This is a genomic window from Roseateles flavus (assembly GCF_039872765.1).
GTDB lineage: Bacteria > Pseudomonadota > Gammaproteobacteria > Burkholderiales > Burkholderiaceae_C > Roseateles_B > Roseateles_B flavus.
The window spans coordinates 89,221-111,440 of record NZ_JBDPZC010000005.1; the positions used below are offsets into that span (position 1 = coordinate 89,221).

Below are 22,220 nucleotides of genomic sequence, written 5' to 3' on the forward strand. Positions count from 1 at the left end.
CCCGCGACGGCGCATGCCGCCATGGGGCCAGCACTGCCGGGCTCAGCCGGACTTCAGCAGCGCCTGCAGCGCCGCCTCATCCAGCACGGTGACGCCCAGCTCGCGGGCCTTGTCCAGCTTGGAGCCGGCTTCCTCGCCCGCGACGACGTAGTGCGTCTTCTTCGAGACCGAGCCGCTGACCTTGCCACCCGCCGCCTCGATGAGCGCCTTGGCCGCGTCGCGTGAGAGCGTCGGCAGGGTGCCCGTCAGCACGAAGGTGAGTCCGGCCACGCCGGCTTGCCCCTCGGGCTGGGCGGGCGCGCTCTCCCAGACATTGCCCAGCGCGTTCAGCTCCGCGACCGTCGCGGCCCACAGCGGCTGCACCAGGAGCTCGCCGAAGGCCAGGCGGGCCGATTCGAGCGTGGCATCTGCCAGCGAGGACTGCACCAGGGCCTGCGGCGTGCCGCAGGCCTCGGCCAGGCGCTCAATGCTGCCCCCGCCGATGCCCTTGAGCCGCCGGCCGCCCTCCTCGCCATCCACCGCCTTCACCAGGGCCAGCAGCTGCTTCAGCGGCACGCGCACCGACGGCGTCAGCTGTGAGGGCTGGACCTGCGCCTCAGGGCCCGTCATGGCCGTCACCACCTCGCGGTTGTGCGGCTCGGCATTGAAGGCGGCGATGGACTCGGCCACCTCCTTGCCGATGTCGGGGATCAGACGTGGCGTGTGACGGCCGGTGGCCAGGAAGGCCTGCCAGCTGCCGTAGAACTTGGCGATGGCCGCCGCGGTGCTCTCGCCCACATGCCGGATGCCCAGCGCGAAGAGGAACCGGCCCAGGGCCGGCGTGCGAGCGGCCTGCAGGGCGGCGAGCAGGTTGTCGGCGCTGAGCGCCTGCAGGCTGCTGCCGCCCGCCAGTCGCAGGCCGATCAGCTGATCGCGCTGGAGCCGGAAGAGATCGGCCGGCGTCTTGACCAGGCCGCCGTCCACCAGCGCGGAGACAATCTCGTCGCCGAAGCCCTCGATGTCCATGGCGCGGCGGCTGGCGAAGTGCAGCAGGGCCTGCTTGCGCTGGGCCGGGCAGAAGAGGCCGGCGGTGCAGCGCCAGTCGGCCTCGCCCTCTTCGCGCGCGATGCCGCTGCCGCAGACGGGGCATTGGCCGCCCAGGCGCTGGTAGAGGTCGAAGGGCGCGCTGGCGTCCGCGGGGCGGCGCTCCAGCACCACGCCCACCACCTCGGGGATCACGTCCCCGGCGCGGCGCACGATGACGGTGTCACCCACCCGCACGTCCTTGCGCCGGGCCTCGTCCTCGTTGTGCAGCGTGGCATTGCTGACCGTGGTGCCCCCCACGAAGACGGGCTCCAGCTTGGCCACGGGCGTGAGCTTGCCGGTGCGGCCGACCTGGATGTCGATGTCCAGCAGGCGCGTCATCTGCTCCTGGGCCGGGTACTTGTGGGCCACGGCCCAGCGCGGCTCGCGGGTCACAAAGCCCAGGCGCTGCTGCAGGGCCAGGCTGTTGACCTTGTAGACGATGCCGTCGATGTCGAAGGGCAGCGCATCGCGGCGCTCGCCCATCTCGCGGTGGAAGGCGATCAGGCCGGCCGCGCCCTGCACCACGGCGCGGTCCTTGCAGACGGGCAGGCCGAAGGCCGCCAAGGCGTCCAGCAGGCCGCTGTGCGTGGCGGGCAGGGTCCAGCCGCGCACCTCGCCCAGCCCGTAGGCGAAGAAGCTCAGGGGGCGCTGCGCGGCGATGGCGGGATCCAGCTGGCGCACCGCACCGGCCGCCGCATTGCGCGGGTTGACGAAGGTCTTCTCGCCCTTGGCGCGCTGCTTCTCGTTGAGCTGGTCGAAGTCGTCGCGGCGCATGTAGACCTCGCCGCGCACCTCCAGCACCTCCGGCGCCTGGCCCTTCAGCTTCAGCGGGATCTGGCCGATGGTGCGGATGTTCTGGGTGACGTCTTCGCCGGTCTGCCCATCCCCGCGGGTGGCGGCCTGCACCAGCACGCCCTGCTCGTAGCGCAGGTTCATGGCCAGGCCGTCGAACTTGAGCTCGGCGGCGTACTCCACCGGCGCATCGCCCGCGCCCAGGCCCAGCTCGCGGCGCACGCGGGCGTCGAAGTTCTCGGCGCCGCTGGCCTCGGTGTCGGTCTCGGTGCGGATGGAGAGCATGGGCACCGCATGCTGCACCGGGATGAAGTTGTCGAGCACGCGGCCGATCACGCGTTGCGTGGGCGAGTCCGGCGTCAGCAGCTCCGGGTGCGCGGCCTCCAGGGCCTGCAGGGCCTGGAAGAGGCGGTCGTATTCGGCGTCCGGCAGCTCGGGCGCGTCCAGCACATAGTAGAGATGGGCGTGGTGGTTCAGCTGCTCGCGCAGGCGGGCGGCGCGCTCGGCGGGCGTGGCCTCGTCTTCAGGGGTGGCGGCGAAAAGATCGTTCTGGCTCATGGGCCGCGATTGTGCCCAAGCCCGGGCCCCTCAGCCGTGGCTCCCCCCGGCGGAGGGGCTTTCGTCGCGCGCGATCATGACCTGGTCGACCCGGTGGCTGTCGACGTCCATCACTTCGAAACGCCAGCCTTCCCACAGCACGTGGTCGGTGCGCTTCGGGATGCGGCGCAGCATCACCATCAGAAAGCCCGCCAGCGTGTCGTACTGGCCGGCGTGCGGCCAGGCCTCCAGGCCCAGGGCGCGCTGCACATCGGGGATGGGCGTGATGCCGTCGGCCAGGAAGGAGCCGTCCTCGCGCCGCACGATCTGCTCTTCGTCGTGCGGGCTCACCAGGCTGCCCATCACGGTGCTCATGACGTCATTGAGCGTGATCACGCCGACCACGAGGCTGTACTCGTTCACGATGACGGCAAAGTCCTCGTGGGCCTGGCGGAACTGGGCCAGCACCTCGGACAGCGTGATGCGGTCCGGCACGATCAGCACTTTCTTGATCAGACCGCTGCTGCCGCGCAGCTCGATGCGCTCGCCGCGCAGCACGCGCTGGAAGAGGTCGGTGGCGTCCACATAGCCCACCACCTGGTCGATTTCTCCGTCGCAGACGAGGTAGGTGGAGTGCGGTTCCTCGGCGATGCGGTTGCGCACCAGGGCGTCGTCGTCATCCAGGCTGAAGAAGACCACGCGCTCGCGGGTGGTCATGCTGCTCTCCACCGTGCGGGTGTCCAGCTCGAAGACGTTCTCGATGACCTGCTGCTCGGCATCGGCCACCACGCCCGCCTCGTTGCCGGCCTCGGCCAGCGCCAGGATGTCGTGATGGGTGATGCTGTTGTCGCGCGTGGCCGGCCGGCCCATCAGCTGGATCAGGCCTTCGGTGAGGCTGCTGAAGGCCCAGGCCAGGGGCTTGAGCAGGCTCACGAGCGCCAGCATGGGCCCGACCAGCACCAGGGCCACGCGCTCGGGCTCGTTCATGGACAGGCGCTTGGGCACCAGGTCCGCCAGCACGATGAACAGTGCGGTGATCACAGCGAAGGAGGCCGCAAAGCCCAGGGTCTGCGCCTGCTCGGGCGCCATCACGAGGGACAGGGCCTGCGCGAAATGCGGCGTGAAGGCGCCCTCGCCCACGATGCCGCCCAGGATGGCGACGGTGTTGACGCCCATCTGGATCACGGTGAAGTAGTGGCCCGGCTGCTCCTGGACCTGCAGCACGCGCTCGGCGCGCTCATCCCCTTCCTCGGCCAGCTGGCGCAGCTTCAGGCGGCGCGAGGCCGCCAGGGACAGCTCGGCCATCGAGAAGAAGGCGCTGGCGGCGATCAGCAGGGCGATGAGCAGGAGGCTGGTGCTCAAGGGCGGGCATCAGGAGTGGCGGGCCCCCAGTGTAGTCCTGCCACTACCGGCTGGGTCAGCTGAAAAGCCGCCGCGCCGCCAGGCTGCCCGCGGCCAGGTCGCGCGAGGCCAGGGCCTTGTAGAGCGTGGAGAGCTCCTGGCCGATGTGCTGGAAGGCCACCAGGGGCAAGACCTGGCCCCGGTCGTCGCAGACGTCGGCCTCGAAGTCGCGGGACAACTGGCGGGCACACTCCTGCCAGGCGGCGAAGGGTTCCAGGGATTCGGGTGTCTGGGGCACGTCCAGGGACAGGGTCAGCTCGCGCAGGCTGCTGGCAGCCGGATCCTCGGCCAGCGCGGCCTGGGGCTCGAAGCTCAGCAGCAGCACGGGCGGCGCGCCCTCCTCCGCCGCAGGCAGCACCAGGCGGCCGGGAATGGCGCCGGGCACGAAGCCGTGGCGCAGGGCCATCTGCTGCACATAACCCAGGGTCCAGGCAGCCGTCTTGGCGCGCAGCACCACGGCCAGCTGGGCGTCGTGTTCGCTGGCGAACTGGTCCAGCTCGCGTGCCCGCGACACCACGTCCAGCATGTCGGGGGCCTGCAGGAAACCGGTGATGCCGTCGGCGAAGCCCTGCACCTTCTGGAGGAACTCCGAGTACTCGATCTCGTTCAGGGCACCGCTGCGGTTGGCCATCTGCACGCCGGCCTGGAACTCGCTGTAGCGCTGGCCCGGCGCGGGCAGCTCCCAGTCCCCCGTCTCGGCATTGAGACCCTCGATGTGGAAGGGCTTGGTGCCGGCGCGGCGGCTGCCGGGCAGGTGGGACAGCGCCATTTCGCCGCTCACCGGCAGTTCCACGGTGACGGTGGCGATGGCATCGATCAGGGCGTCGATGCGGGCCGAAGGCTTGCGTGGCAGCGGGTGGCGGCCGGGCATGGGGACGGTGTCCGCCATGCCCGGGTCCTCGGCGAAGGGCTCGCCCACGGCGGCGCGGGCTTCGCCCAGCCCCGGCTCCTGGCGCTCGCCCAGGCCGGGCTCCTGCGGCGGGTCGGCACGCCTGGGGCCGGCCTTGCGGGCGGTCCAGGCGCCATGGGCAATCACGGCGGCCAGCACCAGGCCGCCCAGGATGGCCAGCATTGCGGTCAGCGTCATGCCCCGACCTCCATCACTTCACACGCCAAGCGGTCCACTGCAATAGTCCTCATCAGCTCTCTGCCATGGTCAGGGCGGCTTCCATGTCCACCGCCACGATACGGGACACGCCCTGCTCCTGCATGGTCACCCCGATCAGTTGTTCCGCCATCTCCATCGCGATCTTGTTGTGCGAGATGAAGAGGAACTGCGTGCCCGCGCTCATCTGCGCGACCAGGCGCGCATAGCGCTCGGTGTTGGCGTCGTCCAGCGGCGCGTCCACTTCGTCCAGCAGGCAGAAGGGCGCCGGGTTCAGCTGGAAGATGGCGAACACCAGCGCGATGGCCGTCAGCGCCTTCTCGCCGCCCGAGAGCAGGTGGATGGTGCTGTTCTTCTTGCCCGGCGGTTGGGCCATGACCTGCACGCCGGCGTCCAGGATCTCGTCCCCCGTCATCACCAGCTTGGCGTTGCCGCCACCGAAGAGGCTGGGGAACATGCGGCCGAAATGCTCGTTGACCTGATTGAAGGTGGCGGACAGCAGGTCGCGCGTCTCCAGGTCGATCTTGTGGATGGCGTCTTCCAGCGTGTTGATGGCGCTGGTGAGATCGCCGAACTGCGAGTCCAGGAAGGTCTTGCGCTCGCGGGCTGCGGTGAGCTCGTCCAGCGCGGCCAGGTTGACGGCACCCAGGGCGGCGATCTCGCGGTTGATGCGGTCGATCTCGCTCTGCAGGCCCCACAGCTTGACCTCGCCCTCTTCCACCGTCCTGGCCAGCTGTTCCAGGTCCACGCCTGCGGCGCTCAGCTGCTCCAGGTACTGGGCGCCGCCCAGCTGCGCGGCCTGCTCGTCCAGCTGCAGCTTGGTGATGCGCTCGCGCAGGGGCTCCAGGCTGCGCTCGAAGCTCAGGCGCTGCTCCTCGGCGCGGCGCAGGCGCAGGCTGAGGTCGTCATAGCTGCTGCGCACGGCGGCCAGCTGCTGTTCGCGCTCCATCTTGAGGGCCAGCGCATCCTGCAGGCCGGCCTGCGCGGCGGCGTCGTTGAGGGTGTCCAGCTCGGCCTGCAGGTTCTCGGCGGAGGCCTTGTTCTGCGCGATCTGCTGGCCGGCGGTCTCGATGCCGCGCTGCAGCTCGCCCCGACGCGCGGCCAGGCCGCGGGCGGCGAACTGCGATTCCTGCGCACGGCGCTCCAGCGCCCGCAGCTGCTCGCGGGCCTCGGCCAGCTTGCGCTCGGCCGCGATCACGCCCTCTTCCAGCTGCGCATGGCGCTCTTGCGTATCCGCCAGCTGCAGGTCCAGCTCCTCGAAGCGGGCCTCGCCGGTCATGCGGCGTTCCTGCAGCTCCTCGGACTGGGCGTCGATCTCGGCGATCTCGTCCTCCAGCTGAGCCTTGCGGGTGCTGGCGGCCTCGGCCTGTTGCGAAAGGCGCAGCAGCTCCACATGCAGCTGGTGGGCGCGCGTCTGAGACTCGCTGGCCTCGCGCCGCACGGCGGCCAGGCGCTGCGAGGCCTCGGTGTAGGCGGCCTCGGCGCGGATCAGGTGGGTCTTGGCGTCGTCGGCGATCAGGGTCTGGGCGCGCAGCTCGCGACCCAGGTTCTCGATCTCCTGCGCGCGGGCCAGCAGGCCGGCGGCCTCGGAATCGGGCGCGTAGAAGCTGACGGCGAACTGGCTCACCGCGTGACCCTCGCGGGTCATGATGACCTCGCCGTGCGAGAGCTTGCCGCGGCCGGCCAGGGCCTCGTCCATCGACGCCGCGGTGTAGACGCCCTCCAGCCAGTCGTTGAGCAGGGCCTTCAGGCCGGCGTCGTCCAGCCGCAGCAGGTCCGTGAGGCGCGGCAGGGTCTCGTGGGTGTTGGCGATGGCCGCGGCGGGCGGCGAATAGAAGGCCAGGCGGGCGGGCGGCGCGTCGGTGGCGAAGGCGCGCACCGTCTCCAGGCGGCCGACCTCCAGCGCGCCCATGCGCTCGCGCAGGGCGGCCTCGAGGGCGTTTTCCCAGCCGGTCTCGATGTGCAGGCGCGTCCACAGGCCGGCCAGACCGTCCAGACCGTGCTTCGCGAGCCAGGGCTTGAGCTTGCCCTCGGTCTGCACCTTTTCCTGCAGGGCCTTGAGCGCCTCCAGGCGGGCGGAGAGATCGGCCTGGCGCGCCAGCTGGCGGTTGGCGTCGTCCTGGGCGGCGCGGCGGGACTCGTCCAGCTGCGGCACCTGCTCCTGCAGCTCGTGCAGGCGGGCGTCGGCGAGGTCGCGCTGCTCGTCGGCATCGGCACTCTGGAGCTTGAGTTCCTCCAGGCGGCCCTGGTCCGGGAGGGTCAGGCCTTGCCTCTCGGTGGCCAGGCGCTCGCGGCGCGTGCGCAGCTGGCGGTTCTGCTCGTCGATGTTGCGGCTCTCGGCGGCCAGCACCTGGATCTGCTGCTGGACCTGGCTGACCTGGGTGCGCTGCTCGTTGGCCCGGGCCTGGTGTGCCCGCACCGCGTCCTCGTGGTTGGGCAGGTTCATGGCCTGCTCCTCGGCCTGGGCGGCGAGGATCTCGCTCTGCTCCTCGGCCTCGGCGATCTTCGCGGCGATGTCCTCCAGCTCCGCCTCGGCCTGCGCGGCGCGCTCCTCCCACTGCTGGTTCTGGGCCTGCAGCTCGATCAGGCGACTCTCGACGCGCTGGCGGCCCTCGACCACATAGCGGATGCGCTCCTCCAGCCGGCTCACCTCCAGCTGCGCCTCGGCCATGCGGCCCTGCGCGGCGTGCAGCTCGTCGCCCGCGGCGTAATGGGCCTGGCGCACGGTCTCCAGCTCGGCCTCGACGGCGCGCAGCTCCGCCAGGCGGGCTTCCAGTGCGTTGACGGCGTCCAGGTGCTCCTTCTTGACGCGGTCCTGCTCGGTGGCGGCGTCGCGGTGCTTGAGGAACCACAGCTGGTGCAGCTTCAGCGTGCCGGCGTCCTGCAAGGAGCGGTAGCTGGCGGCGACCTCGGCTTGGCGCTCCAGCTTCTCGAGGTTGTTGTTCAGCTCGCGGAGGATGTCTTCCACGCGGGTGAGGTTCTCGCGCGTGTCCTTGAGCCGGTTCTCGGTCTCGCGGCGGCGTTCCTTGTACTTGGAGACGCCCGCGGCTTCTTCCAGGAACAGCCGCAGCTCCTCGGGCTTGGACTCGATGATGCGGCTGATGGTGCCCTGGCCGATGATGGCGTAGGCGCGCGGGCCCAGGCCGGTGCCCAGGAACACGTCCTGCACGTCGCGGCGGCGCACCGGCTGGTTGTTGATGAAGTAGCTGCTGCCGCCTTCACGGGTCAGCACGCGCTTGACGGCGATCTCCGCGAACTGGTTCCACTGGCCGCCGGCACGGGCGTCCTCGTTGCTGAACACGAGTTCCACGCTGGCGCGGCTGGCCGGGCGGCGGTTGCCGGAGCCGTTGAAGATCACGTCCTGCATGGACTCGCCACGCAGCTCGCTGGCCTTGCTCTCGCCCAGCACCCAGCGCACGGCGTCCATGATGTTGGACTTGCCGCAGCCATTGGGCCCGACCACGCCCACCAGTTGCCCCGGCAGCTGGAAATTGGTGGGCTCGGCAAAGGACTTGAAGCCCGAGAGCTTGATCGAGTTCAGGCGCATGGACGGCTAGGCTGGCTCTAAGAATCCCGAAGTCCGCACGAGGCGTTGCGCCGAAGCCGGCGTTGAAGCAGAAGCTAAGGCGTTGATTTATTTACAGAAATGCCCCTCAACAGGGGCAAATCTCGGGGCCGGATGATAACATCGCCCACCTCCCCCAAATCCTTCCCCATGCGCCAGCGCTGACGCCCAAGTCAGTGGCGGGCGCCGGCCTGGAATCCACATGAGCAAGAACACCAAGACCGCCGCCGCCAAGCCCGTGAGCAAGGCCGCTGCAAAGCCCGCCACCAAGGCATCCACCAAGGCCGCGCCCAAGATGCGCGAAATGCCGGTGAACCCGCCCTCGCGCCCCAGCAAGGAACTGCACGTCTTCCCCAACCCGGCCCCGCAGCGTGACTACGCCATCCAGTTCCAGGTGCCCGAGTTCACCTGCTTCTGCCCGCTGACCGGTCAGCCCGACTTCGCCCACTTCACGATCGACATGATCGCGGACGAGTACTGCGTCGAGCTCAAGAGCCTGAAGATGTACATGTGGTCCTACCGCGATGAAGGCGCCTTCCACGAGAAGGTGACCAACACCATCCTGGAAGACATCGTGAAGGTCACCAACCCGCGCTTCATCCGCATCACCGCCAAGTGGTATGTGCGCGGCGGCATCTACACCAACGTCGTCGTCGAGCACCGCAAGAAGGGCTGGAAGCCCCAGCCGCGCGTGGACCTGCCCCAGCACGGCGCCGAGACCGGTCTGCTGTAAGCCGCCGCCGGGCCTTGCCAATCAGGGCCGAACGCCGAGTCTTGGCCTTCCGGGCCGAGCGCCGGGCCGAGCGCCGGGCCGAGCACCGGGCCGAGCACCGGGCCGCCCCAAGCCGGCCCTTCTGGCGCTGAGGGCGGCGCCAGGCCGCCCTCAGCGCCGTCCCCTCGGGGGACCGCCCAGCCCCGCCCGCGTCCAGCGCGGCGGGGCTGGGCGAGGGGCACAATCCTTCATGAGTTTCAGCACCAGCAGCACCCACCAGTACGCCGCCGTCCGCGTGAAACGCAGCCGCATCGACGGCTTCGGCGTCTTCGCGGACGAGCCCATCGCCACCGGCCGCCACATCGGCGACCTGACGGGCGAGCCCATCACCGTGGCCGAGGCCCGGCGCCGCGCCCAGGGCCGGCCGCGCCTGATGCTGGTGGAGCTCTCGCCCTCGCGCGCCATCGACTGCAGCCGCTCCGACGACGCCATGCGCTTCACCAACCACAGCTGCGCGGCCAATGCCCGCATCGAGGTGCAGGACGGCGAGGTGCGCTTCTTCGCCCTGCGCGAAATCGCGATTGGCGAAGAAATAACCGTGTCCTACGGCCTGACCCACCATGAAGGCCGGCTGGAATGCCGCTGTGGGGCCGACAATTGCCAGGGTCGTCTTTGAGCCGCCACGAGCGGCGCCCCGCTGGATGCAAACGCCTCACAACCCCCTGCTGGACACGCTGCAGCCCTACCCCTTCGAGCGCCTGCGCGCCCTCACGAAGGACCTGCAGCCCAACCCGGCCCTGCGCCCCATCAGCCTCGGGATCGGCGAGCCCAAGCACCCAGCCCCCAAGCTGATCGAGGACGCGCTGATGGCGCATCTCTCGGGCCTCTCCGTCTACCCCGCCACCGCTGGCGAGCCCCGGCTGCGCGAGGCCATTTGCGGCTGGCTGCAGCGCCGCTATGGCCTGGCCCTCGACCCGGCCAGGCAGGTGCTGCCCGTCAACGGTTCTCGCGAGGCGCTGTTCGCCTTCGCCCAGACGGTGATCGACGCCTCGCGCCCCGGCGCCACCGTCGTCTGCCCCAATCCCTTCTATCAGATCTACGAAGGCGCGGCCCTGCTGGCCGGTGCGAAGCCCGCCTTCGCCAACTCCGACCCGGCGCGCAACTTCGCTGCCGACTGGCGCCAGATCGACGACGCCACCTGGGCCCGCACCCAGCTGCTCTACGTCTGCTCGCCCGGCAACCCGACGGGCGCCGTCATGCCCCTGGAGGAATGGCGCCAGCTCTTCGAGCTCTCGGACCGCCATGGCTTCGTGATCGCCTCGGACGAGTGCTACTCCGAGATCTACTTCCGCAACGAAGCGCCGCTCTCCGGCCTGCAGGCCGCCGTGCAGCTGGGCCGCCCGGACTTCCGCAATCTCGTGGCCTTCACCAGCCTCTCCAAGCGCTCCAACGTGCCGGGGCTGCGCTCGGGCTTCGTGGCCGGAGATGCCGCGCTGCTGAAGAAGTTCCTGCTCTACCGCACCTACCACGGCAGCGCCATGAACCCCATGGTGCAGGCCGCCAGCATCGCCGCCTGGAATGACGAGGCGCATGTGGTCGCCAACCGGGACGCCTACCGCGCCAAGTTCGCCGCGGTGACGCCCCTGCTGGCCGAGGTGCTGGACGTGGCCCTGCCCGATGCCAGCTTCTACCTCTGGGCCGGCGTCCCGGGCGGGGATGACATCCGCTTCACCCTCGAATTGCTCGCTCAATACAATGTGGCGGTCCTGCCTGGCAGCCTGCTGGCGCGCGAGGCCCACGGCGTCAATCCGGGCCGCGGGCGCATCCGCCTGGCCCTGGTGGCCGAGGAAGCCGAATGCCTGGAAGCCGCCCACCGCATCGTCGAATTCACCCGCGCGTACTCAGCCTGAAGCCCGGTACCCGGCGCACGGGGCGCCCCCCTGCCATCGCGGCGGCGCCCTTCCCTCCCTCTTCCTGACCCGAGAACACCATGAGCCAAGACCTGCAGACCCTCATCGACCAAGCCTGGGAAGACCGCACCCAGTTCAGCCCCAGCAGCGCCCCTGCCGCCGTGCGCGAGGCCGTGGACCATGTGCTGGCCGAGCTGGACGCCGGCCGTCTGCGCGTGGCCGAGCGCCAGGCCGTGGGCCAGTGGACGGTGCACCAGTGGGTCAAGAAGGCCGTGCTGCTGTCCTTCCGCCTCAACGACAACCGCGCCATGGGCAGCGGCGACCTGGCCTTCTTCGACAAGGTCCCCACCAAGTTCGCCGGTCTCAGCGAAGACCAGCTGCGCGCCACCGGCGTGCGCGTGGTGCCGCCCGCCGTGGCCCGCCGCGGCAGTTTCATGGCCAAGAACGTGGTGCTGATGCCCTCCTACGTCAACATCGGCGCCTATGTGGACGAAGGCACCATGGTCGACACCTGGGCCACCGTGGGCTCCTGCGCCCAGATCGGCAAGAACGTGCACCTGAGCGGCGGCGTGGGCATCGGCGGCGTGCTGGAGCCCCTGCAGGCCAACCCGACCATCATCGAAGACAACTGCTTCGTGGGCGCCCGCTCCGAGGTGGTGGAGGGCGTGATCGTCGAGGAGAACTCGGTCATCTCGATGGGCGTCTACATCGGCCAGAGCACGCCCATCTACGACCGCGAGAAGGACGAGGTCTCCTACGGCCGCGTGCCCGCCGGCTCGGTGGTGATCAGCGGCTCCCTGCCCAAGGCGGACGGCAAGTACAGCCTTTACGCCGCCATCATCGTCAAGAAGGTCGATGCCGGCACCCGCGCCAAGACCAGCATCAACGAACTGTTGCGCGCCTGAGGACGTTCCCCCGGGCTGCGGCCCGCAAAACTAGGCGATGATTCGGGCTTCGCACGCCTTCCCGGGCGGCGAAGCCCGTTTGACTTTCTGATTTGGTGTGGAGACGGCATGAGCGGAAACATGGAGCGCATCCTGCGCCTGATGGCGGACAAGGGCGCCTCGGACATCTATCTCTCGGCCAATATGCCGGTGCTGATCCGCATCAACGGCCAGATGCTGCAGCTGTCCGACCAGCTGCTGACGCCCAGCCAGCCGCGCCAGCTGATCGCCGAGGTGCTGGACGCCCGCAACCTGGCCGAACTGGACGAAACGGGCGAGCTGAACATGGCCGTGTCCATCTCCAAGGTGGGCAGCTTCCGCCTCTCGGCCTTCCGCCAGCGCGGCTCCATCGCGGCCGTGTTCCGCCACATCCCGCACGTCATCCCCTCGCTGGACAGCCTCAACCTCCCGCCCATCCTCTCCAAGCTGGTGATGGAAAAGCGCGGCCTGATCCTGATGGTGGGCGCCACCGGCACCGGCAAGAGCACCACGCTGGCCGCCATGCTGGAGCAGCGCAACCAGAACATGGCGGGGCACATCCTGACCATCGAGGATCCGGTCGAGTTCCTGTTCAGCAACAAGCGCTCGGTGGTCAACCAGCGCGAGGTGGGCCGGGACACCGCCTCGCTGCACGTGGCGCTGAAGAACGCGCTGCGGCAGTCGCCGGACTGCATCCTGATCGGCGAAATCCGGGACCGCGAGACCATGACCGCGGCCATCTCCTACGCCCTGTCGGGCCACCTCGTGCTGGCCACCCTGCACGGCAACAACAGCTACCACGCGCTGAACCGCATCCTGTCCTTCTACACACCGGAAAGCCGCCCTGCCCTGCTGAATGACCTGGCCGCGGGCCTCAAGGCGGTGGTGTCCCAGCGCCTGGTGCGCGCGCAGTCCGGCGGCCGAGTGCCCGTCACCGAGATCCTGGTCAACACCAAGCTGACCGCCGAGCTGATCGAGCACGGGGACTTCAACGGCGTCAAGGAAGCGATGGAGAAGTCCATCGCCGAAGGCTCTCAGACCTTCGAGGAACACTTCGCCCACCTGATCAAGGAAGGCATCATCAGCAAGGAAGAAGGCCTGGCCTTTGCCGACTCCCCGACCAACCTGCTGTGGCGCCTGCAGAACGAAGGCCCCGCGCTGGGCAAGGGCGAAGGCAACAAGAAGAAGGAAGAGCCGGCCGAGGACACCGCCAGCTTCACCTCCATCACCCTGGACGTGCGCACCGAATGAATCCCCGCGTGAACGAGGCCGGCGCGCTGGCCGAGCGCCTCGGCGAACCCACCCTGCAGCTGCTGGAGCAGCTGATCAGCCGCCCCTCCGTGACCCCGCGCGACGAGGGCTGCCTGGACCTGCTGGGCGCGCGCCTGGCCGCCCTGGGCTTCCAGCTGGAGCGCATGGACAGCGGCCCCGAGGAAGCCCGCGTCAGCAACCTCTGGGCCCTGCGCCCGGGCAGCGCCAGCGATGGCCCGGTGCTGGTCTTCGCCGGCCACACGGACGTCGTGCCCACCGGCGCGCTGAGCGCCTGGTCCAGCGATCCCTTCGTGCCCAGCTACCGCGACGGCCGCCTCTACGGCCGCGGCGCGGCGGACATGAAGACCTCGCTGGCCGCCATGGTCACCGCCTGCGAGGCCTTTCTGGAGCGCTATCCGGCGCCGGCAGGCGGCATCGCCTTCCTGCTGACCAGCGACGAGGAAGGCCCGGCCAAGGACGGCACCGTGGTCTGCGTGGAACGGCTGAAGGCACGCGGCCAGCGCCTGGACTTCTGCATCGTCGGCGAACCGACCTCGGTCCAGCGCCTGGGCGACACGGTCAAGAACGGCCGCCGCGGCTCGCTTTCAGGCCGCCTGCGCGTGATCGGCGTGCAGGGCCATGTGGCCTATCCGCAGTTGGCCCGCAACCCGGTGCACCAGGCCGCGCCGGCCTTGGCCGAGCTCGCGGCCACCGAATGGGACCGCGGCAACAGCTACTTCCCGCCCACCACCTTCCAGATCTCCAATATCGCGGCCGGCACCGGCGCCACCAACGTCATCCCGGGCGAGCTGGTGCTGGACTTCAACTTCCGCTTCTCCACCGAGTCGACGCCGGACAGCCTCAAGGCCCGCGTCCATGCGCTGCTGGACCGCCACGGCCTCGAGTACGCGCTCGACTGGAACCTCAGCGGCGAGCCCTTCCTGACGCCCGTGGGCAGCCTCAGCGACGCGCTGGGCGCGGCCATCCGCGAGGTGACGGGCGCGCAGACCGAGCTGTCCACCACCGGCGGCACCTCGGACGGCCGCTTCATCGCCAAGGTCTGCCCGCAGGTGGCCGAGTTCGGGCCGCTCAACGCCAGCATTCACAAGATCGACGAATACGTGCCCGTGGACCAGGTCGGCCCGCTGGCCGCCATCTACTGCCTCTGCCTGGAACAATTGCTGCTGTGAAGCTGATCGACTGCATCGAAGCCCAAGCCGCCCGCCTCGTCAAGGCGGGCGTCGCGTTTGGGCATGGCACCACCAATGCCTTTGACGAGGCGGCCTGGCTGGTCCTGTGGAAGCTGGGACTGCCGCTGGACAGCCTGGGCGACCACGAGGAGGACCTGCTGGACGCCGCACAGCAAGCCGGCATCGACACCCTGGTGGACGAGCGCATCCGCACGCGCAAGCCCGCCGCCTATCTCACCCGCGAGGCCTGGCTGCAGGGCGTGTCTTTCTACGTGGACGAGCGCGCCATCGTGCCGCGCAGCTTCATCGCCGAGCTGATCGCCGAGGCCACCATCGACCCCTGGCTGTCCGACAGCACCGCACGGGCCCTGGACCTGTGCACCGGCAACGGCAGCCTGGCCATCCTGGCCGCCATGGCCTGGCCGGAGCTGCAGGTGGATGCCATCGACCTCTCCGAGGACGCCCTGGCCGTCGCACGCATCAACGTGGACAGACACGGCCTGGCCGACCGCATCCGCCTGCTGCAGGGCGACGCGCTGGCCCCGGCGCAGGGCCCCTACGACCTCATCCTCTGCAACCCGCCCTACGTCAACAGCCAGTCCATGGCCGCCCTGCCAGCCGAATACCGCGCCGAGCCCGAGCTGGCCCTGGCCGGCGGCAGCGACGGCATGGACTTCGTGCGCAAGCTCTTCGCCAGCGCGCCGCAGCAGATGAACCCGAATGCCGCGCTGGTGCTGGAGATCGGCAACGAGCGCGAGTTTTTCGAAGCCGCCTTCCCGCGCCTGGAAGTGGCCTGGATGGAATGCAGCGCCGGCGAGGACCAGGTGCTGCTCGTGACCCGCGAGTCCCTGCTCGCCGGTCTCAACTGAACAAGACATGATCACCTTGAAGAATGTGGTGCTGCGACGCGGCACCAAGGTCGTGCTGGACGATGCCAGCGTGGTGCTGCAACCCGGCGAGAAGATCGGCCTCGTGGGCCGCAACGGCGCCGGCAAGTCCAGCCTCTTTGCGCTGCTGACCGAGCGTCTGCATGCGGACCGCGGCGATGTGGAAGTGCCGAAGCACTGGCGCATGGCCGAGGTCGCCCAGCACATGCCCGAGACCGAGGCCTCCGCCACCGACTTCGTGCTGGAAGGTGACACCCGCCTGATGGCCGCCCGCGAGCTGCTGGCCAAGGCCGAAGCCGAAGGGGACGGCCACGGCATCGCCGAGGGCCATGTCGCCATGAGCGATGCCGGCGCCTTCGATGCCCGTGCCCGCGCGCAGGCCCTGCTGATGGGCCTGGGCTTCAAGGGCACGCAGGTGGATGCCCCGGTGAACAGCTTCTCGGGCGGCTGGCGCATGCGCCTGCAGCTGGCCCGCGCGCTGATGTGCCCGGCCGACCTCATGCTGCTGGACGAGCCCACCAACCACCTGGACCTGGACGCCCTGGTCTGGCTGGAAGCCTGGCTGCAGCGCTACGAGGGCACGCTGCTGATCATCAGCCACGACCGCGAGTTTCTCGACGCCATCACCCGCGTCACCCTGCACCTGGACGAGGCCAAGCTGACCCGCTACGGCGGCAACTACACGGCCTTCGAGGCCATGCGCGCCGAGCGCATGGAGCAGCATCAGGCGGCCTTCGAGAAGCAGCAGGACCGCATTGCCCACCTGCAGAAGTTCATCGATCGCTTCAAGGCCAAGGCCACCAAGGCCAAGCAGGCGCAGAGCCGGGTCAAGGCGCTGGAGCGCATGGAGCGCCTCGCGCCGGTGCTGGCCTCGGCGGACTTCGCCTTCGAGTTCCGCGAGCCGGTGTCCCTGCCCAACCCCATGCTCTCGCTGCGCGACGTGGCCTGCGGCTACGGCGAGACCACCATCGTGCGCGACATCAACCGCACCGTGCTGGCCGGCCAGCGCATCGGCATCCTGGGCGCCAACGGCCAGGGCAAGTCCACCCTGGTCAAGACCGTCGCCCGCATGCAGAAGGCCCTCGCCGGCACGCTCACCGAGGGCAAGGGCCTGGCCATCGGCTACTTCGCCCAGCAGGAGATGGACGTGCTGCGGCCCGACGAAGGCCCGCTGGCCCACATGAGCCGCCTGGCCAAGGAGGTCAGCCCGCAGGCGCGCGAGCAGGAGCTGCGCGACTTCCTCGGCCAGTTCCGCTTCACCGGCGACATGGTCAACCAGGCCGTGGGCAGCCTCTCCGGCGGCGAGAAGGCCCGCCTGGTGCTGGCCATGCTGGTCTGGCAGCGCCCCAACCTGCTGCTGCTGGACGAACCGACCAACCACCTGGACCTGCAGACCCGCGAGGCGCTGTCCATGGCGCTCAACGAGTTCGAAGGCACGGTGATGCTGGTCAGCCACGACCGCGCCTTGCTGCGCGAGGTCTGCGACGAGTTCTGGCTGGTCGCCAAGGGTCAGGTCTCGCCTTTCGATGGCGACCTGGACGACTACCAGCGCTGGCTGCTGGAAACCGCCCGCGAGGCCGCCCGGGCCATCAAGGAGGCCAGCCGCAGCGCCGCCGAGGCCCAGAAGGCGCAGAGCAGCGCAAGCCCGGCCAATCAGCGTGAGGACCGCAAGGCTTCCGCGCAGGCCCGCGCCAAGCTCAACGAGCAGACGCGACCGCTGCGCAAGGAGATCGAGTCCATCGACAAGCAGCTGGCCAAGCTGAGCCAGGAGCGCGAGTCCCTGGAGGCCGAGCTGGCCACGGGCGCCCTCGCCCCCGCAGCCATCGCGGAGAGCGGCCGCCGCCTCAAGGCCGTGGGCGACGAGATCGACGAGCTGGAGATGCGCTGGCTGGAACTCAGCGAGCAGATCGAGGCCATCACCACCGCTGCCGGGCTGTGATCCGGCCGGCCGGGCGGCAGGCACACGCCCTGGCCTGAGGCCTGCGCAGGCGGGAAGCCCCGGCCCCGCCTCTCAGGGCGATGCGTCCACCGCTGCAACACCGTGATGCCGCCGGCCCCCGCGCCCAAGGCGCGGGGGCCGGGCCGAGCTCAGGCCAGCGCCAGCGCCAGCCCTGCGAGCGCAGCCGGCAGACTCTGGATGAACAGGATCTTGCGGCTGGCCGTCGCCGCACCGTAGAGGCCGGCCACGAAGACGCAGCCCAGGAAGAAGCCCTGGGTGGGCACGTCTGCCCGCAGCAGGCCCCAGAAGAGCCCCGCGGCCAGGAAGCCGTTGTAGAGGCCCTGGTTGGCCGCCAGGACCTTGCTCGCCTGCGCGAACTCAGGCGTAAGGCCGAAGGCCTTGCGGCCCTTCGGGGTCGTCCACCAGAACATCTCCAGCACCAGGATGTAGACGTGGATCAGGCCCACCAGGGCCACCAGCAGGGATGCCACTGCATGCATGCGAACGCTCCTTCCCGACTTGCGGATGATCAGGGGCGCGATCTTTGCACAGCCCACCGCCCGGCCGTGTCACCTGCAGCACGCGGGAATTCCCGGATCCTGGACGGCCTTGATCGAAAGACCATTTAAATTGTGTGCAATTTAATTGTTGTCTACAGTTCACCCCATGGCATCGAACAAGACTTCGCGCAAGAGCAGTTCCAGCAAGGCCGCGGACCCCCGTGACCAGTGGCTGCGCCTGGACAGCCAGCTGTGCTTTGCCCTGTATTCCAGCTCATTGGCGATGACCAAGCTCTACAAGCCCCTGCTGGCGCCGCTGGGATTGACCTATCCGCAGTACCTGGTGCTGCTGGCCCTGTGGGAGCAGGACGGCCAGTCCGTCAGCGCCCTGGGCGAGCGCCTCTCGCTGGACTCCGGCACGCTGACGCCGCTGCTCAAGCGCATGGAGCAGGCCGGGCTGCTGGTGCGTCTGCGCGACGCCCAGGACGAGCGCCGCGTGCTGCTGAGCCTGACCCGCGAAGGCCGCGCCCTGAAGGCCCCGGCCCGCAAGATTCCCGAAGCCCTGGCCTGCGCCAGCGCCTGCTCGCTGGACGAGCTGGCTGCCCTCACCCAGCGCCTGCATGCCTTGCGCAATCAACTCCAACGCAGCGTCCAGGACGCTGCCTGACACCCCCGCCCTCGGGCTCACCACGAAAGGACTCATCATGGCTCTCGAAAAAGTGCTCTACACCGCCACCGCCACCGCCACGGGCGGCCGCCAGGGCACGGCCGAATCCAGTGACGGCAAGCTGAAGATCGACCTGTCCACGCCCCGTGAACTCGGCGGCGCCGGCGGCGACGGCACCAACCCCGAGCAGCTGTTCGCTGCCGGCTATTCCGCCTGCTTCATCGGCGCCATCAAGGCCGTGGCCGCCAAGCAGAAGATCGCCGTGCCCAACGATGTCTCCATCACCAGCGACGTCGGCATCGGCCCCATCCCCCAAGGCTTCGGCATCCAGGTGGCCATGCGCATCAGCCTGCCCGGCATGGAACGTGCCGCCGCCCAGGCACTCGTGGACGCGGCCCACCAGGTCTGCCCCTACAGCAATGCGACCCGGGGCAATATCGACGTCAGCCTGACCCTGGTCTGAGCCAGTCAAGACCTGACCCCATGAAAAAAGCCGGTCCTTGCGACCGGCTTTTCATTGCTGCGGCGGAGCCAGGTGCTGCACTCAGGACTGCGCGGGCTCCCCCAGCAGGCGCAGCAGCAACTCGACCCGCGCCTTGACAGGGCTGAGCCCGCCCGCCGCAGGGAGCCCACGCCCGTTCTCGGCCACAGGCCCGCCATCGCAGCGCGTGCTGCGCAGCACCTGGATACCCGCGGCCTGCGCGTCCAGCAGGGCCTGTTCCAGGGCCGTGCTGAGCGTGCCATTGCCCGTACCGGCCACCACCAGGCCCTCGACGCCTTCGTGCGCCAGCAGCCGCACCAGGCGGCCGTCGGCATGGGCATGGTTGAGCACGATCTCCACGCGCGGCCAGGCCTCGCCCTCGGCCGGCAGCAAGGCGCTGCCGATGGCCTGCGGAGCCGCCAGGGCCCGCGAGAGCCAGCGCACCCGTCCCTCCTCCACCTGCGCCAGCACCGTGCCGTCGCGGCCGCGGAAGGCGTCCACGCGGTAGCTGTGGGCCTTCTGGACCTGGTCGGCGCCGTAGACCTGGCCCGCCACGCACACCATCACCCCGCAGGCCGCCGGATCGTTCAGGAGATGGGCCGCATCCAGCATGTTCTGGGGCCCGTCCAGCTGCAGGGCCGTGGCCGGGCGCATGGCGGCGGTCAGCACCACCGGCTTGCCCGGCGCCAGCACGCGGTGCAGGAAGTAGGCGGTCTCCTCGAGGGTATCCGTGCCGTGCGTGATCAGCACGCCGCGGACCTCCTCGCGCGCCAGCTGCGCCTCCACGGCCAGGGCCAGGCGGCGCCAGGTCGGGAAGTCCATGTCCTTGCTGTCCAGCTGGGCGAGCTGCCGTGCCTCCAGTCTGAAGGCCGACAGGCCGGGCACGCCCGCCACCAGGGCGTCGACGCCGATCTCACCGGCCTTGTAGCCCACGTTGTCATTGGCCTGGGCGGCTTTGCCGGCAATGGTGCCGCCCGTGCCGAGGATGACGATCAAGTCCGCAACTTTGTTTTGCAATTTCCGAGGTCCTGGATAAAAATACAGCCACTGGATGAATATCCAGATCTCATGAATCCCGGGGCCGGAGGCCAGCGCCAGCCCCATCACCGAAAGGTCGCCCGTGGACGCCAGCCCCAAACTCACCGCCCGGCAGCAGCAGATTTTCGATCTGGTGCGCCAGAGTATCGAGGAAACCGGCGCTCCGCCCACCCGTGCCGAAATCGCCGCCGAGCTGGGCTTCAAGTCCGCCAATGCCGCCGAGGAACATTTGCAGGCGCTGGCCCGCAAGGGCGTGATCGAGCTGGTGGGCGGCACTTCCCGGGGCATTCGCCTGCCGGGGGCCGCGCTGAAGGCGCTCAACAGGGCCCGCGAAATGAGGGAATCGATGCGGGAAACCTTGCGCGATTCCCTCAGCAGCGATGCGCAATTTGCATTGCCCATTCCCGGCCTGGCCCAGCTGACCCTGCCCCTGGTGGGCCGCGTGGCCGCCGGCGCGCCCATCCTGGCGCAGGAGCACATCGAACAGCAGTACAGCGTCGAGCCCAGCCTCTTCGCCAGGAAGCCGGACTACCTGCTGCGCGTGCGCGGCCAGAGCATGCGTGACGTCGGCATCATGGACGGCGACCTGCTGGCCGTGCAGAAATGTGCCGAGGCCAAGAACGGCCAGATCGTCGTCGCCCGCATCGGCGATGAGGTCACGGTCAAGCGCTTCCGCAAGGAGCGCCAGCACATCACCTTGCTGCCCGAGAACCCGGACTTCCAGCCTATCGTCGTCACCGGCGACGAGCCCTTCGCCATCGAGGGCCTGGCCGTGGGGCTGATCCGCAATCAGTTCTGAGCCCGGCGCCTGCCGGGGCACTTGTCTGCGGCCCGGAAAGTGGCCTTGTGCTGCATGGCCTGGCGTGGGGTCAGGTCTTGTGCGATGCAGGCCTGACACGGGTTCAGGCCTGACACGGGGTCAGGTCTTGCCAGCCCTCATTCGCCAGGCGAGCCACCAATGAAAAACGCCCACCGAAGTGGGCGTTCGACTTTCAGGTCTCGGCAGGCCTGAGCCTGCCGAGGCACTGATGCTTAGCGCACGACCGCGATCTGCTCGCGGGCACCGCCCTTGTAGGTGTACAGGGTCAGGGCGCCGTTCTTGATGTCGCCCTTGTTGTCGAAGCTGATCGTGCCCGTCACGCCCTTGTAGCCTTCGGTCTTGGCCAGCACCGGCAGGTACTTCGCGGGTTCAGCCGAGCCGGCCTTCACCATGGCGGCGACCATCACGTTCAGCGCGTCGTACACGTACGGTGCGTAGATCTGCACTTCGACCTTGTACTTGTCCTTGAAGCGGGCCTTGAAGTCGTCCATGGACTTCTTGGATTCGCCTTCCACGCCACCGGCTTCGGCGCACACCACCTGGCCGTCACCCATGGTGCCGCCCGACAGCTTGGGCAGCTCGCCCGAGCAGATGCCGTCGCCGCCCATGAACTTGGCTTCGATCCCCAGCTGCTTCATCTGGCGCAGCATCGGGCCGGCCACGGCGTCCATGCCGCCGAAGAAGATCACGTCGGGCTTCTTGCCCTTCAGCGAGGTCAGGATGGAGCTGAAGTCCGTGGCCTTGTCGTTGGTGAACTCGCGACCCACCACCTTGCCGCCGGAGGCCTTCACGCCCTTCTCGAACTCGTCTGCCACGCCCTGGCCGTAAGCGGTACGGTCATCGATCACGGCGATGGCCTTGCCCTTGAGCTGGTTCACGGCGTACTTGCCCAGCGTGCCACCCAGGTGCACGTCATCAGCCACCACGCGGAAGGCGGTCTTGTAGCCGTTGCGGGTGAACTTGGGGTTCGTCGCCGAGGGGCTGATCTGCGGCACACCGGCATCGCTGTAGACCTTGGACGCGGGGATGGAGGTGCCCGAGTTCAGGTGACCGATCACGCCGTTGACCTTGGAGTCCATCAGCTTCTGGGCTGCGGCCGTGCCTTGCTTGGGATCGCCGGCGTCGTCTTCCGCCAGCAGTTCGAACTTGGCCTTCTTGCCACCGATCGTCACGCCCTTGGCGTTCAGTTCATCGATGGCCATGCGGGCGCCCAACTCATTGTCCTTGCCCAGGTGGGCAATGCCGCCGCTGGTGGGACCGACGTGACCGATCTTCACGACCAGGTCTTGAGCCATGGCAGCACCGCCCAGCATCAGGGCGACGGCACCCACAACCACATTCAACTTGACTTGCATGAATAACCTCCGAGTTGGAAGAAGGAGAGCGTTATGTTGTCGATTGCTCAACGCCGCAGACCATACTCCAATTCCGAGGCGT

18 protein-coding genes are annotated in these 22,220 nt (G+C 69.1%); 11 read left to right on the forward strand and 7 right to left on the reverse strand.

The features are described from left to right. Positions 1-42: 42 nt before the first annotated feature. The 4 genes from ligA to smc are packed head-to-tail and all read right to left on the reverse strand — an operon-like array spanning position 43 to position 8,447. Positions 43-2,415 (reverse strand): NAD-dependent DNA ligase LigA, encoded by a 2,373-nt coding sequence (gene ligA, locus ABDJ40_RS11985; protein WP_347609971.1) that lies wholly within the window; start codon positions 2,413-2,415, stop codon positions 43-45. A gap of 30 nt (positions 2,416-2,445) precedes the next feature. Continuing rightward, the gene (gene paeA / locus ABDJ40_RS11990) at positions 2,446-3,756 is read right to left on the reverse strand and encodes a polyamine export protein PaeA (RefSeq protein ID WP_347609973.1); all 1,311 of its coding nucleotides are present in this window, start codon (positions 3,754-3,756) and stop codon (positions 2,446-2,448) included. A gap of 55 nt (positions 3,757-3,811) precedes the next feature. After that, positions 3,812-4,882, reverse strand: coding sequence for a cell division protein ZipA C-terminal FtsZ-binding domain-containing protein (locus tag ABDJ40_RS11995; protein WP_269632798.1), 1,071 nt, complete (start codon positions 4,880-4,882; stop codon positions 3,812-3,814). Positions 4,883-4,934: 52 nt separating this feature from the next. Then, entirely contained in the window at positions 4,935-8,447 is a 3,513-nt protein-coding gene (gene smc, locus ABDJ40_RS12000; RefSeq protein ID WP_347609976.1) for a chromosome segregation protein SMC, read from the reverse strand. Between the two features lie 322 nt (positions 8,448-8,769). Between smc and queF the strand changes: the two genes are divergently transcribed. From queF to ABDJ40_RS12040, 8 genes are all read left to right on the forward strand, one after another. Next, on the forward strand, positions 8,770-9,198 hold the full coding sequence (gene queF, locus ABDJ40_RS12005) for a preQ(1) synthase (protein ID WP_347610400.1): 429 nt from the start codon (positions 8,770-8,772) through the stop codon (positions 9,196-9,198). A gap of 229 nt (positions 9,199-9,427) precedes the next feature. After that, on the forward strand, positions 9,428-9,853 hold the full coding sequence (locus tag ABDJ40_RS12010) for an SET domain-containing protein (RefSeq protein ID WP_347609978.1): 426 nt from the start codon (positions 9,428-9,430) through the stop codon (positions 9,851-9,853). Between the two features lie 25 nt (positions 9,854-9,878). Then, the gene (dapC, locus tag ABDJ40_RS12015; RefSeq protein ID WP_347609980.1) at positions 9,879-11,087 is read left to right on the forward strand and encodes a succinyldiaminopimelate transaminase; all 1,209 of its coding nucleotides are present in this window, start codon (positions 9,879-9,881) and stop codon (positions 11,085-11,087) included. A gap of 80 nt (positions 11,088-11,167) precedes the next feature. Next, positions 11,168-11,992, forward strand: coding sequence for a 2,3,4,5-tetrahydropyridine-2,6-dicarboxylate N-succinyltransferase (gene dapD / locus ABDJ40_RS12020; RefSeq protein ID WP_347609982.1), 825 nt, complete (start codon positions 11,168-11,170; stop codon positions 11,990-11,992). Between the two features lie 108 nt (positions 11,993-12,100). Next, complete coding sequence (locus ABDJ40_RS12025) at positions 12,101-13,261, forward strand: PilT/PilU family type 4a pilus ATPase (protein ID WP_269632793.1); 1,161 nt, start codon at positions 12,101-12,103, stop codon at positions 13,259-13,261. Continuing rightward, positions 13,258-14,451 carry a succinyl-diaminopimelate desuccinylase gene (gene dapE / locus ABDJ40_RS12030; protein ID WP_347609985.1) on the forward strand — a complete coding sequence of 398 codons (1,194 nt, stop codon included), beginning with the start codon at positions 13,258-13,260 and terminating at the stop codon, positions 14,449-14,451. Before ABDJ40_RS12025 ends, dapE begins: the two co-directional genes overlap by 4 nt. Continuing rightward, complete coding sequence (gene prmB, locus ABDJ40_RS12035) at positions 14,448-15,320, forward strand: 50S ribosomal protein L3 N(5)-glutamine methyltransferase (RefSeq protein ID WP_347609987.1); 873 nt, start codon at positions 14,448-14,450, stop codon at positions 15,318-15,320. The genes dapE and prmB overlap by 4 nt, the downstream gene beginning before the upstream one ends. Positions 15,321-15,327: 7 nt before the next feature. Beyond that, entirely contained in the window at positions 15,328-17,277 is a 1,950-nt protein-coding gene (locus ABDJ40_RS12040) for an ATP-binding cassette domain-containing protein (protein ID WP_347609989.1), read from the forward strand. A 149-nt stretch (positions 17,278-17,426) separates the two neighbouring features. On the opposite strand, the gene ABDJ40_RS12045 is transcribed toward ABDJ40_RS12040, so the two are convergent. Next, complete coding sequence (locus ABDJ40_RS12045) at positions 17,427-17,777, reverse strand: DUF1304 domain-containing protein (RefSeq protein ID WP_347609991.1); 351 nt, start codon at positions 17,775-17,777, stop codon at positions 17,427-17,429. A gap of 166 nt (positions 17,778-17,943) precedes the next feature. Here ABDJ40_RS12045 and ABDJ40_RS12050 point away from each other — a divergent pair, with 166 nt between their 5' ends. Beyond that, positions 17,944-18,444 (forward strand): MarR family winged helix-turn-helix transcriptional regulator, encoded by a 501-nt coding sequence (locus tag ABDJ40_RS12050; protein WP_347609993.1) that lies wholly within the window; start codon positions 17,944-17,946, stop codon positions 18,442-18,444. Between the two features lie 37 nt (positions 18,445-18,481). Beyond that, positions 18,482-18,907, forward strand: a complete 426-nt coding sequence (locus ABDJ40_RS12055) for an organic hydroperoxide resistance protein (RefSeq protein WP_347609995.1) — start codon at positions 18,482-18,484, stop codon at positions 18,905-18,907. Positions 18,908-18,988: 81 nt separating this feature from the next. Here ABDJ40_RS12055 and ABDJ40_RS12060 read toward each other — a convergent pair whose 3' ends face one another. Next, entirely contained in the window at positions 18,989-19,942 is a 954-nt protein-coding gene (locus tag ABDJ40_RS12060) for an asparaginase (RefSeq protein WP_347609997.1), read from the reverse strand. A gap of 103 nt (positions 19,943-20,045) precedes the next feature. Here ABDJ40_RS12060 and lexA point away from each other — a divergent pair, with 103 nt between their 5' ends. Continuing rightward, positions 20,046-20,762 carry a transcriptional repressor LexA gene (gene lexA / locus ABDJ40_RS12065; RefSeq protein WP_269632785.1) on the forward strand — a complete coding sequence of 239 codons (717 nt, stop codon included), beginning with the start codon at positions 20,046-20,048 and terminating at the stop codon, positions 20,760-20,762. A 233-nt stretch (positions 20,763-20,995) separates the two neighbouring features. Here lexA and ABDJ40_RS12070 read toward each other — a convergent pair whose 3' ends face one another. Beyond that, positions 20,996-22,138 (reverse strand): branched-chain amino acid ABC transporter substrate-binding protein, encoded by a 1,143-nt coding sequence (locus ABDJ40_RS12070; protein ID WP_269632784.1) that lies wholly within the window; start codon positions 22,136-22,138, stop codon positions 20,996-20,998. Between the last annotated feature and the right edge of the window lie 82 nt (positions 22,139-22,220).

What these genes read in the sequence shown, in the direction of transcription:
- ligA (WP_347609971.1), bottom strand. Translation starts at nt 2,415, where the DNA reads ATGAGCCAGAACGATCTTTTCGCCGCCACCCCTGAAGACGAGGCCACG.
- ABDJ40_RS11995 (WP_269632798.1), bottom strand. Translation starts at nt 4,882, where the DNA reads ATGACGCTGACCGCAATGCTGGCCATCCTGGGCGGCCTGGTGCTGGCC.
- smc (WP_347609976.1), bottom strand. Translation starts at nt 8,447, where the DNA reads ATGCGCCTGAACTCGATCAAGCTCTCGGGCTTCAAGTCCTTTGCCGAG.
- queF (WP_347610400.1), top strand. Translation starts at nt 8,770, where the DNA reads ATGCCGGTGAACCCGCCCTCGCGCCCCAGCAAGGAACTGCACGTCTTC.
- ABDJ40_RS12010 (WP_347609978.1), top strand. Translation starts at nt 9,428, where the DNA reads ATGAGTTTCAGCACCAGCAGCACCCACCAGTACGCCGCCGTCCGCGTG.
- dapC (WP_347609980.1), top strand. Translation starts at nt 9,879, where the DNA reads ATGCAAACGCCTCACAACCCCCTGCTGGACACGCTGCAGCCCTACCCC.
- dapD (WP_347609982.1), top strand. Translation starts at nt 11,168, where the DNA reads ATGAGCCAAGACCTGCAGACCCTCATCGACCAAGCCTGGGAAGACCGC.
- ABDJ40_RS12025 (WP_269632793.1), top strand. Translation starts at nt 12,101, where the DNA reads ATGAGCGGAAACATGGAGCGCATCCTGCGCCTGATGGCGGACAAGGGC.
- dapE (WP_347609985.1), top strand. Translation starts at nt 13,258, where the DNA reads ATGAATCCCCGCGTGAACGAGGCCGGCGCGCTGGCCGAGCGCCTCGGC.
- ABDJ40_RS12040 (WP_347609989.1), top strand. Translation starts at nt 15,328, where the DNA reads ATGATCACCTTGAAGAATGTGGTGCTGCGACGCGGCACCAAGGTCGTG.
- ABDJ40_RS12045 (WP_347609991.1), bottom strand. Translation starts at nt 17,777, where the DNA reads ATGCATGCAGTGGCATCCCTGCTGGTGGCCCTGGTGGGCCTGATCCAC.
- ABDJ40_RS12050 (WP_347609993.1), top strand. Translation starts at nt 17,944, where the DNA reads ATGGCATCGAACAAGACTTCGCGCAAGAGCAGTTCCAGCAAGGCCGCG.
- ABDJ40_RS12055 (WP_347609995.1), top strand. Translation starts at nt 18,482, where the DNA reads ATGGCTCTCGAAAAAGTGCTCTACACCGCCACCGCCACCGCCACGGGC.
- ABDJ40_RS12070 (WP_269632784.1), bottom strand. Translation starts at nt 22,138, where the DNA reads ATGCAAGTCAAGTTGAATGTGGTTGTGGGTGCCGTCGCCCTGATGCTG.